Below are 14,240 nucleotides of genomic sequence, written 5' to 3' on the forward strand. Positions count from 1 at the left end.
CGAGGCCGGCGGGTGGCGCGGAACGAGCCGAGGTCCGCGAGTCGCCCATCGGGGGGTCGGGCGACTCGCGGACCTCGGGTTCGGGTGCCGTACGGGTCAGGCGTCGGTGCGCAGGGCGGCGACGAATGTGCGCCAGGGGGTGCGGGCGAGGGTCAGCAGCCCGACGGCCGGGTCCTTGCTGTCCCGTACCTCGACGGCGCCGTCCGGGTGCGGGCGGATCTCGGTGCAGTCGCCGTTCTGCATGCTGTAGGAGCTCTTGAACCAACGGGGGGAGTTGTTCTCAGGCATGGCGTTCTTCCTTCTCGGTGGGCGAGTCGCTCCGGTTTCGAGCGACTCGGTCTGCGAGTTGCTGGGCGCTGGCCGCGATGAAGGCCTCCGACTCGACGGGGCTGAGCGCGATGCCCCGCAAGTCGGCGAAGACCTTGCCGTAGTGAGCGGTGTCCTGGGCTCTTTCCAGGTACGCGTGGCTGGTGATGTTCTCCAGCGAGACCACTTCCATCCCCGACGGGGGAGGAAATCCGTAGATCGAGAACGGCGTGGGGCCGCCCGGATAGGCGCCTGCCGAAAAGGGTAGTACTTGCACGGTCACGTTCGATAGTTGTGCAATTTCGATCAAGTGCACGAGTTGTTCCCGCAGCACCCGATGGCCGCCTATTTCCTGGCGCAACGCGGCCTCGCCGATCACCATCAACACCTCCAGCGGGGCCGGTTCCTCGCGGGTGAGCACGCGCTGTCGATCCAGCCGCACCCGGACCCTGGTGCGGCACTGCTCGTCGACCGGTCCGACCGTGCCGCCGCGGATCACCGCCGTCGCGTACTCCTCGGTCTGGAACAACCCGGGAATGATGCTCGGCTGGAAGCCCAGGCAGGACGCCACCTCGGCCTCCAGGCCGATCAAGTCCAGGAAGTCCTGGGGAAGTCGATCGGCCAGGTCGCGCCACCAGCGCTGCCGGCGGCCCTCGCGGGCGAGCGCCAGCCAGCCGTCCCGCGCCTGCGCGTCGCCCACCTCGTACAGGTCCAGCAGCGCCTTCAGATCCAGCGCCCGAATCCCGCTGCGCCCGGACTCGATCCGGCTGACCTTCGCCGGATGGCAGGAGAGGGCGTCGGCGGCGTCCTCCAGCAGCAGCGACTTGTCCTCGCGCAGGCGACGCAGGTTGGCACCCAGAACGCGCCTGCGCACCGTCGGGTATTGCTCCGCGCCCATTCTTCCTCCCGCTCCCGAGCCCGAGCGCTTCCGTCGAGGTATTCCGGCTCCGCCAAGGCTTCGAGCCGTTCATCATCTTTACCGGCCTTTACCGGCTTTCCCGGGTTTCATCTCGGCGAGTCGCCCGTCATGGTACTCATGTCCGACACTCTGCAAGTCGAGTGAGTTGTTTGACTTGCACTTATTGCGCCCACCGAGGACGCTACTTACAGCGACACCTCGACCACCCGCCGGGGTGTTCGCAAGTGACCGATCGCGCCTTTTCCCGACCTTTGGGAGGCGAGGGAACGTGCTGCAGGAGCAAGATGCCGGCGTGAACCAGGCAGGGATCGCGTGGATCAGCGCCGCCACCCGCGATCCGCGCGAGACGCGGTACACGTGGCTCACCAACCCGGGCGCACGGCGCGCCGCGGACACCGGCCGTCTGTTCGACGCCGTGGTGATGCGGGTCGACCTCGGCGCCGCCGTGCTCGACCTGCTCACGGCCGCCGCCGAACCCGTGGGGGCGGTGATCGCCGAGGAACACGCGGGCAAGTGGGCCTACCTGATCGGCCCCGGCAGCGCCGAGGCGTGGCTCGCCGCCGTCGGCCCGGCCGGCGGCACCCGCTACCACTACGTCGGCCACGGCGGCTGCCTCACCCTGCCCGGCCCGCGCCCCTACCCCGGATCGTCGATGACCTGGATCGTCCGCCCGGGCCTGGGCACGAACCTGACCTGCGTCCCCACCCTGGCCAGCGCCTACCTGCACGCCGAATCCCACCGCCCCGACCCCACGCCCTGAACCGCGCCCCGACACCCGAGGCCACGACCCGACGAAGCGGGACGCACGCGAACTACGCGTGGGTGTAAGGGCGCACGCGAACTACGCGCGGGTGTACGGGCGGACGAAAGGGGTGTCGGTCGGGCGCAGAAGGGTGCGGGGGCCGGCGGCGGCGCGGATCGCGTCGAGGCAGCGGCGTGGGTCCGCGGCGTAGATGTTGCTGAACCAGGCCATGTTGGCCTCGACCACCACCCAGTGCTCCTCGGCCGTGTCGGCGGTGCCGGCCAGGCCGATGTCCACGACCACCGCGCCAGGCAGGTCGGCGGCGGTGTGGGCGAGCATCTCGGCGGCGAAGGACAGGAGTTCGCCGGCCCGCGGGTCCTCGGTGAGCGACAGCGGGTCGAGTCGGCCGAAGCGTGCGTAGCGTGAGCCGGTGTGCACGACGCCGTCCAGCACGAACAGTCGGTACTCGGCGACGAATGTCCGGATCTCGCTGACCAGGACCGGGGTTTCGCCGGGAACGGCGGGCGGCAGTCGGGTGCCGTCGGCGTACACCGCCGCCTCGAACGACTTGTCGCTCGGCGGCTTGACGAAGGCCGGCACGCGCAGCCGCCGCGCCTCGGCCATGGTCGTCGCCGTGATCGCCCGCCGCGTCCAGCGCTCGTCCAGCGTGGTCAGCCAGTGGTCGGCCGGCTCCAGCAGGGCCACGCCCAGTGACTGGGCCACCGTGTCGGCGAACCGGGGTCCGCCGTAGTAGACCGCCGATCCGCGCAGGTCGGGACGCGGGCCGTCGAGCACGGCGACCGGCATGCCGCGCGCCACCGCGGCGCGGGCCAACAGGTCGGCGGTCGTGGTGGTTTGCGCGGACAGGGCCAGGGTCTCGATCACGAACGCACGTTAGGGCGTGTAGCCCGGCGGGGCGACCGGGTTTCGGATAGGAATGGCACGAGGGCTCGGTCAGGGGGACGGTGTGTGGAACGCGATCGTGGATGTGGCCGATGTGTGTCACTCCGAGAAGCTGTATCCGATCGGCGCGAAGGGGCCTTTTCCGGCCCGTCTCGACACGGTCGTGAACGCGTGGCGGGCCCGGCACGGTGCCGGCGTCCGGGTCGAACTCGTGGTGGCCAAGGCGCTGTTGCCGGCCCTGGACGCGGCCGACCGAAGTGCGTTGTCGCGCCGCGCGGCCCGGGGCGAGGTGACCGTGCGTGCGGTCGCGGACACGTTCGTGCTCGAACGCGCCGAGGCCGAGGGCCTGCACGTGCTCAGCGGGGACCACTTTCTCGACTTCCGCGCCCGGCACCCGTGGATCCGGTCGCACCCGGAACGTTTTCACCACTGGCACCAGGACGAGCACGGCGTGCACTTCGTCCCGCGCGGCATCGACCCCGAGCCGCCCCGGCCGCTCTCGGCGGCGGAAGGCGTCGAGGTGATCGACGGGTCCGCGCGAGCGCACCCGGGCCCGGACATCCTGAACACCCGGTGGCGGTGCACCGAACCGCGCTGTCCGTACGCACGCACGTGGACGGGCCTGATCCCGGTGTGGCCGCGCGTGGACGTCGGCGCGCGGGCGGTCTGCCCGGAGTGCGCGAGTGTGCTCGCGGCCCAGGGCCCCCGGCGGGCGACCCGACAGGTGGCGTTGGCCGACCACGCCACCGGCGAGTCGATCGAACGCCTCCCGCTGGAGTTGGGCGGCAACCTGGTCCTGGGCCGGGGCCGGATCCCGAACGGCTACGACCTGGGCGGCCTGCAGCGCCGGTTCGGCGAGGCGGTGCGGTACGTCAGCCGGCAGCACGTACTGCTGCGCTTCGCGACCGGACGCGCCGGTGAGCGGGTGCTCGCGGTCGATCTGGGTTCGGCCAACGGCACCGAGATCGAGCGCTGGAACGGAGCCGGCCACGAACCCGGTCGGCCGATGGCCGTCGACGCGGAGGAGATGCTCGCCCCGCGCGACCGGCTCGTCCTCGGCGGCGGTGTGCGCGTCGAGGTCGAGGCACACGACTTCGATCCGAAGGCGCCGCCGCGCGACGTCGAGCACACCGAGCACACCGCGCGACGGACCGTACCGGGGTGAGCCGGGGACGGGCGCGAACCGCGGGGCTCGGCGGGCGGTAGCGTTCGAGGCGGGGGCAGGGGCGGACGTGAGACGAGAGGGGTGGCGTGAGCAGCGTCGACACGGTGTCGTTGCAGGACCTGTGGGACCGGGTGGTCGGAACCCAACCGGATCCGCCGAGTTGGCTCGCGCTCGTGACCGGGGCGGTCGCGGTCGTGGTGGTGTTGTACCGCCCGACCTGGCGACCGCTGCGCTCGGTCGTGACGATCGCGCACGAGGGTGGGCACGCGATGGTCGCGCTGCTCAGCGGGCGCCGATTGTCCGGCATCCGACTGCACTCGGACACCTCCGGGGTGACCGTGTCGGTGGGCAAGCCGACGGGCCTGGGCATGATCCTCACCGCGATGGCCGGCTACATCACGCCGTCCATCCTGGGCGCGGGTGGTGCGGCGCTGCTCGCGGGCGCGCACATCACCATGGTGTTGTGGGTGGCGCTGGTGCTGCTCGCGCTGATGTTCATCGCGATACGCAACTGGTTCGGCGCGCTGGTGCTGCTGACCACCGGCGGGGTGATCTTCGCGATCTCCTGGCTGGCCAGTGCGCGGATCCAGGCGGCGTTCGCGTACCTGCTGGTGTGGTTCCTGCTGGTGTCCGGGGTGCGGCCGGTCTTCGAGCTTCAGCAGATGCGCGGTCGTGGCCGTGCGCCGTGGTCGGACGCGGATCAGCTCGCCGACCTGACCAGGATCCCCGGGGCGGTGTGGGTCGGCTTCTTCGGCCTGGTCTCGGCCGCGGCCCTGGGCATCGGCGCGGGCTCGCTGCTCACCTGAGCGCCGCGGTACACCGGAGCGATCGGGCCCGACGCCGGCCGGCCCCACCTCGCGGTGGGGCCGGCCGGCGTCGTTCCACCCGGCGTGGAACCCGCGATCAGAGCGCGTCGGGCAACTTCGCGAGCACGCCGTCGTAGATCCGCTTGAGCCCCGCGGGCGCGAAGGTCTTCTCGAAGAAGCCCCCGATGCCGCCCGCGCCGTTCCACACCGTGACGATCTCGACCCGGCTGCCCGTGCCCGCCGGTGACACGGTCCACGTGGTCACCATCGACGAGTTGGCGTCGGTCTCCACCAGCGTCAGGGGAGCCGGCTCGGTGACCGTCACCAGGCAGTCGCGCGACCGCTTGCTCGTGGCCTGCAGCCGCCAGTGCGCCACCGTGCCGGCGCCCTTGGCGCCCTCGCGCACGTCGTACTCCGAGAAGTGCTCGGTGAGCAGCTTGGGCCGCACGTCCGCGTAATCGGCGACGGCCGCGAAAACCGTTTCCGGTTTCGCCGCCACAGTCGTCTGTGCGGTTGCCCTGACCTGCGCCATGACCACTCCTTGCCCTCGATTGCTGTCGGCCGGGTCAAGCAAACCACTCCGCCGCCCGGGCACCGAATCGCACTCCCCCTACCCGCCGGTCGGCAACGGGTCTCAGGCCGTCTCCACGCCGACCGAGCCGGCCGGTCCGGCGAGGTCGAACTCGTAGCCCCGGCCCTGCGTACGCAACTTCCAGCCGGCGCCGTGACGGTGGAACGCGTCGAGCCGCAACACCCGTTCGACGGTGGCGGCGTCGAGCACCGAGCGGACGAACGAGGTGGCCTGGCACGGCGCCACGTCGATCTCGATCTGCGCGACCGCCGCGAACGTGCTCGCTCCGTCGACCGAGGCCGCGATCACGACGCGACGTACGTCACGTGGCAGCGCGTCCAGTTCGAGCGTGACCGTCTGCTCGGCCGGGCCGGTCGCGTCGAGGACGACCGCCTCCAACGGCGTGGTCGGTTGGTTCCGGAACCCGAAATCGGCGTCGCCGCGCACCCGTTCGTGCTCGTCCGCCCGGGGTCACTTGCAGCGCGTACCGGCCGCCGGCAGTTCGCCCTCGAGCAGAAAGTTCTCCACCGCGGTGTCCACGCACGTGTTCCCGCGGTTGTAGGAGCCGTGCCCGTTGGCCTCGCGGGTGAGCAGAACCGCGCCGGGCAGTTGCGGGGTGAGCGCCTGGGCCTGCTCGTACGGCGTCGCCGGGTCGCCCGTGGAGCCGACGATCAGCACCGGCGGCGCGGTCGGTGCCTGGATCGGGCGGGCCCGGTCGGGGCCGGCCGGCCGGCACTGCGCGGCGAAGGACCAGGCCACGCCGGGGCCGGTGATCGGCAGCGGGTCGGCCAGCTCCTTGGCCAGCGCGTCGGCCTCGGCGATGGTCAACTGCCGTCCGTCGGCGCAGTTGATCGTCACGTTGGCCGCGGCGTGGTCGCTCGGGTAGGAGCCGTCCGCCTCCCGGCCCAGCCAGTAGTCGGTGACCGAGGCGGCCCGGCGCGCGTCGTCGCCCAGGTAGATCGCCAGGGTCACGCGCAGGTCCTTCCAGGCCTGTTCGCTGTAGACGGCCTGGGAGATCGCGTTGACGGCCTCGCCCTCGCCGATGGTGCGACCGCCGGCCACCTTGAAGGGCTTCTCGCCCAGCTTGTGCAGCCGGTCCGCGAGTGTGCGCACGGCTTCGTCGACGGTGCCCTCGAACGGGCAGTCGGACTGCTTCAGGCAGTCGGCCAGGAAGGCCCGGAAGGTCTGTTCGAAGCCGCGGGCCTGGCTGCGCGCGGCCGCGACCCGGTCCAGCGCCGGATCCATCGGCGCGTCGAGCACCATCCGGCCGCTGCGGCCCGGGAACGTCTCCAGGTACACGGCGCCGAGGAAGGTGCCGTAGGAGTAGCCGAAGTAGTTGAGCCTGTCCTCGCCCAGCGCACCGCGCAGCACGTCGAGGTCGCCCACCACCTCGCGGGTGCCCAGGTGGGCGAGCAGCTTGCCGCCGCGCGCGGTGCAGCCGTCGGCGAACTCCGCGTAGAACGCCGAGATCGAGGCCAGTTCGGCCGCGTCGTCCGGGGTCGGGTCCAGACCGCGCAGCCGGTCGATGCCGGCGTTGTCGACGCAGGTGACCGGGTTGCTGTCGCCGGTGCCGCGCGGGTCGATGCCCACCACGTCGTAGCGTTCGGCGAGCGCCGGGCGCTGCCCGAACCCGGCCACCATGCGCAGCACTCCCGATCCCGGGCCGCCGGGGTCGACGGCCAGGACGCCCAGCCGCTCCCCCGTGGCCTTCTTGCGGTACGCCTGCACCTCGATCGTCTCGACCGCCGGATTCGCGTAGTCCAGCGGCACCCGCAGCTTCGCGCACTCCAGCAGGCTCTCGTCCGCCTTGGTGCCCTTGTCGTCGGCGCACTTCGCCCAGGCCGGCCGCTGGGCGTAGAACTCCTCGAGCGCCGGGTCGTCCGCGCCGATCGGCTTGGCCGTCGGGGTGCTCGCGGTGGCCGTCGCGGTGCCGGTGGGCGAAGGCGCGGCGGTGGGCCGCCGATCGTTCTTCGACTCCGCCCCGCCGCCGGAGCCGCCGCACCCGGCGGCCAGCACGAGGGCGAGGCCGACGGGCGCGATGCGTCGCAGGCGCGACGCGAATATGGAGGTGGTCACGGCGCCAAGGAGTATCAGTAACCGGCCGACTGTGCCCACTATTTGTTTGGCTGGTACTTCTCCAGTTCCGGAATGACCTCTTTGCCGAGGATTTCGATCGTCCGCAGGATGTCCTGGTGCTCCAGGAAGCCCCACTGGACGTAGCAGATCAGTTCGTCCACCCCCAGGTCCGCGTAGCGCTTCATCTTGCGTACGCAGGTCTCCACGTCGCCGATCACGATCATGTCCGCCGCGTCGAAGGTCTCCACCGGGACGTTGCCCTCGAACATCGGCTTGAGCAGCGGGAAGGTCTTGTCCTGCTCGGCCGGGGACAGGTGCGGCAGTTCCCATTCGAGGGTGAACATGGCCAGGTTCTTGTACCACCACGCGACCGAGTCCCAGACCCGCCGGTCGACCTCCTTGCGCCCGGTGGTGTGCACCAGCGTGTAGGCCGCGACCTTGTTCGTGGTCACGTCGGTGAGCGGGGTCGGGTTCGCCGCCGCCGCGCGGTAGGCGGCGACCTGGGCGGCCATCGTCTCCAGCGGCTGCATGATCGAGAAGGACAACATGCCCAGCCCGTTGCGGCCGGCGATCTCCGCCGAACCCTGCGAGGTGGCGGCCATCCAGCACGGCGGGTGCGGGTCCTGGAACGGCTTGGGGGTGACCATCCGGCGCGGGAAGGAGAACCGCTCCGACTCGTACTCGAAGTACTCCTCGCGCCACATGCCGGTGACGATCTCGATCGCCTCGCGCCAGTCGTCCCGGGACCTGGCGATGTCCACGCCGAACGCGGTCTGCTCCATCGGGGTGGAGCGGCCGGTGCCCCACTCGACCCGGCCGCCGGACAGGATGTCCACCGTCGCGACCTTCTCCGCGATCCGCTGCGGCGGGGTGAAGCCGAACGGGGTCAGCGTGACGCCGAAGCCCATCCGGATCCGCTCGGTGATCCCGGCCAGGTGGCCCAGGAAGACCTCCGAGGCGGGCATGTGCGAGCGGCCCTCGCGGAAGTGGTGCTCGACCGCCCAGACGGTGTGGAACCCGACCCGGTCGGCCAGCCGGATCTGCTCGATCGCCTCGCGGTACGCGCGCTGCTCCTCGCGCCGCTGGCCGTAGGGGTGTTCGCCGTGCCACGGGCGCGGCACGTCCACTTCGTAGAGCACGTCGAGCTTCATCGGAGCACTCCGTTTTCGATATACTGAAAAATGTTTTCGAATCCCGTATTCCGTGGTCCCGAGTGTGACCCGCCGAGGTACCGGCCACAAGGTGCCCGCCGGGTCGGAGAGTCGCCGTCATGGTCCGTCCCGCCCTCGCCGCCGGTCGCGCGGTGGAGATCCTGAACTTCTTCGCCGCCCACCCGGGCGACGCCTACACGCTCTCCGAGCTGCACTCCGCCCTGGGCATCAACCTCGCGTCCGCGCTGTCGGTGCTCCAGGCCCTGGAGGACGCCGGCTACCTGGTCCGGCATCCGCGCCGCAAGACCTACGAGCTGGGTCCGGCCCTGGTCGCGCTCGGCGACGCCGCGCTGCGCGGCAATCGGGCCGTGGACCTGGCCCGGGCCGAGATGCGCGCGCTGGCCGACGAGTTCGCCACCGAGCTGATCGCCAGCGTCGCGGTGGGCGACGAGATCGTCATCCTGGCCGTGGAGGGCCGGCCGCAGTTGGCCTCGGCCGACGTCCGGGTCGGTCAGCGGTTGCGCATGGTGCCGCCGCTCGGCCAGGTCTTCCACGCGTGGTCGGCGCCGGCGGAGGTCGACGCGTGGTTGGACCGGCTGGACGAGCGCGTGCGCGGTACGGCCCGGGTGCACCTGCCGCCCACCCTGGCCGCGGTCCGCGAGCGCGGGTACTCGATCACCCTGGACAGCCCGACCCGGACCCGGATCGGCGGCACGCTGGAGCGCATGGCCGAACATCCGCGCGAGGCCGCGCTGCTGCGCGACCGGTTGGCCGAGTTGGCCGCCGCGCTGGGCGAGGAGGAGTACGAGCTGATCGCGGTGGACCCGGACACCCGCTACGACATCTCGACCCTGGTCGCCCCGGTCTTCGACGCCGCCGGCCGGGTCGCGGTCGCCCTCACCCTGAACGGGCTCAAAGCCGTGACGGGCCGTCAGGTGATGGCCCACGGCGAACGATTGGGCTCGGTCGCGCGGCTGGTGACCCGCCGCTCGGGTGGTCGGGTACCGGAGTAGGCCGGGTGCCGATCGGGCGCTCGCCCCCGCCGCGAGGGTCGTGTTTCGGGTACGTGTCGACCGGCTCACCGCGTGCGCACTCGCTCATCGTCGGGCAATGCGCGCGTAACACGGGGCCGGTTCCTTAACCCGCGCGTAACACCGAGGTATACGTCAGGAAACTCGGGCTGCCCACCCTGACCTGAGACCAGATCAGGCCCACGAGGGAGCCGCATGACCGTCGCGACCGACGCCCTGAACGCCGGAGACACCGCGTGGCTGCTCGTGGCCACCGCGCTCGTGCTGCTGATGACCCCCGCCCTGGCGATCTTCTACGGCGGCATGGTCCGGGCCAAGAGCGTGCTGAACATGCTGATGATGAGCTTCGTGGCGATCGCGGTGGTGACCGTGGTGTGGATCGCCTTCGGCTACGGTCTGGCCTTCGGCGACGATCTGGGCGGCGGACTGCTCGGCGAGCTCGACCAGCCGTTCATGGCCGGCACCAAGCCCACCGACCTGCACGGCACGGTGCCCGAACTGCTTTTCATGGCCTTCCAGTTGACCTTCGCGATCCTGACCGTGGCACTGATCTCCGGGGCGATCGCGGACCGCACCCGGTTCAAGGCGTGGGTGCTCTTCTGCGCGGTGTGGGTCCTGTGCGTGTACGTGCCGCTGGCGCACTGGGTGTGGGGGCCGAACGGGTGGATCGCGCACCGGCTCGGCGCGCTCGACTTCGCGGGCGGCCTGGTGGTCGAGATCAACTGCGGCGCCGCGGGCATGGCGGTGGCCCTGGTGCTCGGCCCCCGGATCGGCTTCAAGCGGGATCCGATGCGACCGCACAACCTGCCGCTCGTGGTACTCGGCGCGGGTCTGCTGTGGTTCGGCTGGTTCGGCTTCAACGGCGGCTCGGCGCTGGGCGCGAACGGCCTGGCCGCACAGGCGCTGGTGAACACCCAGGCGGCCGGGTGCACCGCGCTGATCGGCTGGCTCGCGGTGGAGAAGCGCCGGGACGGACACGCCACCACGCTCGGCGCCGCCTCCGGCGCGGTCGCCGGCCTGGTCGCGATCACCCCGGCCTGCGGCGTGGTGGACCTGCCCGGCGCGCTGGCGATCGGCCTGGCGGCGGGTGTCCTGTGCAGCTTCGCGGTGGGCTGGAAACACCGCTTCGGCTACGACGACTCGCTCGACGTGGTCGGCGTGCACTACGTCGGCGGCGTGGTCGGCACGCTGCTGATCGGCCTGTTCGCGGCGGGGGACGTCACCGGCGGCCCGGAGGGCCTGCTGCACGGCGGCGGCGCCGCGCTGCTCGGCAAGCAGGTGGTGGCGATCGTGGTGGTCTCCGCGTTCTCCTTCGGCGTCACCTACGCGATCGCCAAGGCGATCGACCGCACCATCGGCTTCCGCGCGCACGCCGACCACGAACAACTGGGCCTGGACCTCGCGGTACACGCCGAAACGGCCTACGACCTCACCGCCTTCGCCGGCACCAAACGAACCGGCAGCACGCCCTTCCGCCCCGGCCCCCCACCGGGCGACGGCCACGACGCGGACTGAACGGACGCGCCGGTCGGGCTCCTTCGGCCGCATCCGCGTCCGGCCGGCGTTCAGACCGGGCGCCCGGCCCGGCGCGTTACGGCCGAGGGGGTCAGCGCGATCGGCGGGCCAGGATTGCCGCCGTGGCCAGGCCGGCGATCGCGGCGCTCGCCGGCAGCGCCGCTCGGCGGGCGAGCTTTCGGGTGTTGTGGTGGTCGAAGACGCCGCCGCCGGACTGGATCGAGAAGGCGGACCACACCGACTGGGCCGAGAACGCCGATGCCACGCCCAGGTAGGAGCCGATCGACGCGGCGGACAACGCCGAGCCGATCGAGCCGAGGGACAGCGCGGAGCCGACCGAGCCCACCGACAGCACCGAACCCACCGACCCGATCGACAACACCGAGCCTTCCGACGCGATCGACAACACCGAGTTGTGCGAGCGCCAGGACAGGATCGAACCGTGTGCGTCGACGCTGGACCGCTTCTTCGTCATGGGCCCAGTCTGCCCGAAGGCCGAGAATCCGGGTTCACATCCGGTCCACCGCGACCACTCGCAGCACCGCGCGCCCGGTCTCGTCCGACTCGGTCAGGTCCACCTCGGCGGTGATCCCCCAGTCGTGGTCCTGGGCCGGGTCGTCGAACACCTGGCGGACCCGCCACGCGGAGTCCTCCTTGGTGATCTGCATGAGCTTGGGGCCACGCGCGTCGGGACCGGTGCCGATCGAGTCGTGCTCGTCCCAGTAACCCTCCAGCGCGTCCTGCCAGCGCTCCGCGTCCCAGTTGCCGTCGCCCTCCTGCTCGGACAACTCGCCGAGCTGGAAGTAGCGCCGCAGCGCCGCGAGTTCCACCCGGCGGAAGAGCGCGTTGCGCACCAGCACCCGAAACGCCCGCTCGTTCGCGGTGACCGGGGTGGTGCGGCCCTCGATGTCGTCGAGTTCCTCCTGGGTCGCGTCCGGGTTGGCCAGCTTCTCCCACTCGTCGAGCAGGCTGGAGTCGACCTGGCGGACCAACTCGCCCAGCCACGCGATCAGATCGTGCAGGTCCTCGTTCTTCGCGTCGTCCGGCACGGTCTGGTTGAGCGCCTTGTACGCGCTCGCCAGGTAGCGCAGCACGATGCCCTCGGTGCGCGCGAGTTCGTACCAGCCGACGTAGTCGCCGAAGGCCATCGCCCGCTCGTACATGTCCCGCACGATCGACTTGGGCGACAGCGGGTGGTCGCCGACCCAGGGGTGGCTGCGCATGTAGATCGCGTAGGCGTGTTCGAGCAACTCCTCGAGCGGACGCGGGTATTGGATGTCGGCGAGCCGCTCCATCCGCTCCTCGTACTCGATCCCGTCCGCCTTCATCTGCCCGACCGCCTCGCCCTTGGCCTTGTTGAGCTGCGCGGCGAGGATCTGGCGCGGATCGTCGAGCGTGGCCTCGACCACCGAGAGCACGTCCAGCGCGTAGGTCGGCGCCTCCGGGTCGAGCAGGTCGAACGCGGCCAGCGCGAAGGTGGACAGCGGCTGGTTGAGCGCGAAGTCGGCCTGGAGGTCCACGGTGAGCCGGACGATCCGGCCCTCCTCGTCCGCCTCGGCGAGCTTCTCCACCACGCCGCCGTCCAGGAGCGAGCGATAGATCGCGATGGCCTGCCGAATGTGCCGCAACTGTTGGGCACGCGGCTCGTCGTTGTCGGTGAGCAGGTGCCGCATCGCCTCGAACGCGTTGCCGGGCCGGTTGATCACCGCGAGCAGCATCGCGTGGGTGACCCGGAAGCGCGACGCCAACGGCTCCGGCTCGGCCTCCTGGAGCCTGGTGTAGGTCTCCTCGTTCCAGCCGACGAAGCCCTCGGGGGCCTTCTTGCGGACCACCTTGCGGCGCTTCTTCGGATCGTCGCCGGCCTTGGCCAGCGCCTTGATGTTCTCGATCTCGTACTCGGGGGCCTGCGCGACCACGTTGCCCACCGTGTCGAAGCCGGCCCGCCCGGCGCGCCCGGCGATCTGGTGGAACTCGCGCGCCCGCAGCCGGCGCACCCGCTGGCCGTCGTACTTGGACAGCGCGGTGAACAACACCGTGCGGATCGGCACGTTGACCCCGACGCCGAGCGTGTCCGTACCGCAGATCACCTTGAGCAGACCGGCCTGGGCCAGGCGCTCCACCAGCCGGCGGTACTTGGGCAGCATGCCCGCGTGGTGCACGCCGATCCCGTGCCGCACCCACCGGGAGAGTTGCCGACCGAACTTGGTGGTGAACCGGAAACCGCCGATCACCGACGCGATCTGGTCCTTCTCCGCGCGTGTGCACATGTTGATGCTCATCAGCGACTGCGCCCGCTCGACCGCCGACGCCTGGGTGAAGTGCACGATGTAGATCGGCGCCTCACGCGTGGTCAGCAGCTCCTCGATGGTCTCGTGCAGCGGGGTGACCCGATAGGAGAAGTACAGCGGGACCGGGCGGGTGGCCGACTTGACGATCGTGGTGGTCCGACCGGTGCGCCGCTTGAGGTCGCTCTGGAAGCGGTCCATGTCGCCGAGCGTCGCGGACATCAGCAGGAACTGCGCCTTCGGCAGTTCGATCAGCGGGATCTGCCAGGCCCAGCCCCGGTCCGGGTCGCCGTAGTAGTGGAACTCGTCCATCACCACGAAGCCGACATCCGCGTCCGCGCCGTCGCGCAGCGCGATGTTGGCCAGCACCTCGGCGGTACAGCAGATGATCGGCGCGGTCGCGTTGACCGAGGCGTCGCCGGTCATCATGCCGACGTTCTCCGTGCCGAACTGGGCCACCAGGTCGAAGAACTTCTCCGAGACCAGCGCCTTGATCGGCGCGGTGTAGAAGCTGCGCTCCTTGCGCGCCATCGCCGCGAAGTGCCCGCCGGCGGCGACCAGGCTCTTCCCCGAGCCGGTCGGCGTATTCAGGATCACGTTGTTGCCCGAGACCAGCTCGATCAGCGCCTCCTCCTGTGCGGGATACAGGGTGAGGCCGCGCTCTTCCGCATACGTCGCGAAGGCTTCGTACAGGGCGTCGGGGTCGGCCTCGGCGGGGAGCAGATCGATGAGAGTCACCCGTCTATCCTGCCTGCTCCCGGCCCCGCGCC

13 protein-coding genes and 1 pseudogene are annotated in these 14,240 nt (G+C 71.0%); 5 read left to right on the forward strand and 9 right to left on the reverse strand.

Features of this window, described 5'->3' with window-relative positions; all coding sequences use genetic code 11:
* Positions 1–96: 96 nt before the first annotated feature.
* Both ACWCPW_RS01110 and ACWCPW_RS01115 read right to left on the reverse strand, forming a co-directional pair.
* The gene (locus tag ACWCPW_RS01110; protein ID WP_449759471.1) at positions 97–288 is read right to left on the reverse strand and encodes a DUF397 domain-containing protein; all 192 of its coding nucleotides are present in this window, start codon (positions 286–288) and stop codon (positions 97–99) included.
* A complete protein-coding gene (locus tag ACWCPW_RS01115; protein WP_449759472.1) occupies positions 281–1,204 on the reverse strand; it encodes a helix-turn-helix domain-containing protein in 924 nt (307 codons plus the stop codon). Before ACWCPW_RS01115 ends, ACWCPW_RS01110 begins: the two co-directional genes overlap by 8 nt.
* A gap of 313 nt (positions 1,205–1,517) precedes the next feature.
* Between ACWCPW_RS01115 and ACWCPW_RS01120 the strand changes: the two genes are divergently transcribed.
* Entirely contained in the window at positions 1,518–1,985 is a 468-nt protein-coding gene (locus ACWCPW_RS01120; protein WP_449759473.1) for a hypothetical protein, read from the forward strand.
* Positions 1,986–2,066: 81 nt separating this feature from the next.
* Here the strand turns inward: ACWCPW_RS01120 and ACWCPW_RS01125 are convergent, their stop codons facing one another.
* Positions 2,067–2,852: an ATP-grasp domain-containing protein gene (locus tag ACWCPW_RS01125; protein WP_449759474.1), complete on the reverse strand. Its 786-nt coding sequence runs from the start codon at positions 2,850–2,852 to the stop codon at positions 2,067–2,069.
* A 97-nt stretch (positions 2,853–2,949) separates the two neighbouring features.
* Here ACWCPW_RS01125 and ACWCPW_RS01130 point away from each other — a divergent pair, with 97 nt between their 5' ends.
* Together ACWCPW_RS01130 and ACWCPW_RS01135 are read left to right on the forward strand one after the other, a co-directional pair.
* On the forward strand, positions 2,950–4,035 hold the full coding sequence (locus ACWCPW_RS01130; RefSeq protein WP_449759475.1) for a hypothetical protein: 1,086 nt from the start codon (positions 2,950–2,952) through the stop codon (positions 4,033–4,035).
* A gap of 86 nt (positions 4,036–4,121) precedes the next feature.
* Positions 4,122–4,841: a M50 family metallopeptidase gene (locus ACWCPW_RS01135; protein WP_449759476.1), complete on the forward strand. Its 720-nt coding sequence runs from the start codon at positions 4,122–4,124 to the stop codon at positions 4,839–4,841.
* 97 nt (positions 4,842–4,938) lie between these two features.
* Here the strand turns inward: ACWCPW_RS01135 and ACWCPW_RS01140 are convergent, their stop codons facing one another.
* From ACWCPW_RS01140 to ACWCPW_RS01155, 4 genes and pseudogenes are all read right to left on the reverse strand, one after another.
* On the reverse strand, positions 4,939–5,373 hold the full coding sequence (locus ACWCPW_RS01140) for an SRPBCC family protein (protein WP_449759477.1): 435 nt from the start codon (positions 5,371–5,373) through the stop codon (positions 4,939–4,941).
* A 102-nt stretch (positions 5,374–5,475) separates the two neighbouring features.
* Positions 5,476–5,862, reverse strand: a pseudogene (locus ACWCPW_RS01145) (TerD family protein); the annotation flags it as partial.
* Positions 5,863–5,883: 21 nt separating this feature from the next.
* Positions 5,884–7,488 carry an alpha/beta hydrolase gene (locus ACWCPW_RS01150; RefSeq protein WP_449759478.1) on the reverse strand — a complete coding sequence of 535 codons (1,605 nt, stop codon included), beginning with the start codon at positions 7,486–7,488 and terminating at the stop codon, positions 5,884–5,886.
* 38 nt (positions 7,489–7,526) lie between these two features.
* Entirely contained in the window at positions 7,527–8,639 is a 1,113-nt protein-coding gene (locus ACWCPW_RS01155; RefSeq protein WP_449759479.1) for an LLM class flavin-dependent oxidoreductase, read from the reverse strand.
* A 119-nt stretch (positions 8,640–8,758) separates the two neighbouring features.
* Here ACWCPW_RS01155 and ACWCPW_RS01160 point away from each other — a divergent pair, with 119 nt between their 5' ends.
* On the forward strand, positions 8,759–9,652 hold the full coding sequence (locus ACWCPW_RS01160) for an IclR family transcriptional regulator (RefSeq protein WP_449759480.1): 894 nt from the start codon (positions 8,759–8,761) through the stop codon (positions 9,650–9,652).
* 213 nt (positions 9,653–9,865) lie between these two features.
* The gene (locus tag ACWCPW_RS01165) at positions 9,866–11,185 is read left to right on the forward strand and encodes an ammonium transporter (protein ID WP_449759481.1); all 1,320 of its coding nucleotides are present in this window, start codon (positions 9,866–9,868) and stop codon (positions 11,183–11,185) included.
* A 91-nt stretch (positions 11,186–11,276) separates the two neighbouring features.
* Here the strand turns inward: ACWCPW_RS01165 and ACWCPW_RS01170 are convergent, their stop codons facing one another.
* Positions 11,277–11,660 carry a hypothetical protein gene (locus ACWCPW_RS01170; protein ID WP_449759482.1) on the reverse strand — a complete coding sequence of 128 codons (384 nt, stop codon included), beginning with the start codon at positions 11,658–11,660 and terminating at the stop codon, positions 11,277–11,279.
* 34 nt (positions 11,661–11,694) lie between these two features.
* Positions 11,695–14,208, reverse strand: a complete 2,514-nt coding sequence (locus ACWCPW_RS01175; RefSeq protein WP_449759483.1) for a DEAD/DEAH box helicase — start codon at positions 14,206–14,208, stop codon at positions 11,695–11,697.
* Positions 14,209–14,240 lie beyond the last annotated feature (32 nt).

Source organism: Embleya sp. NPDC001921, from assembly GCF_053594475.1.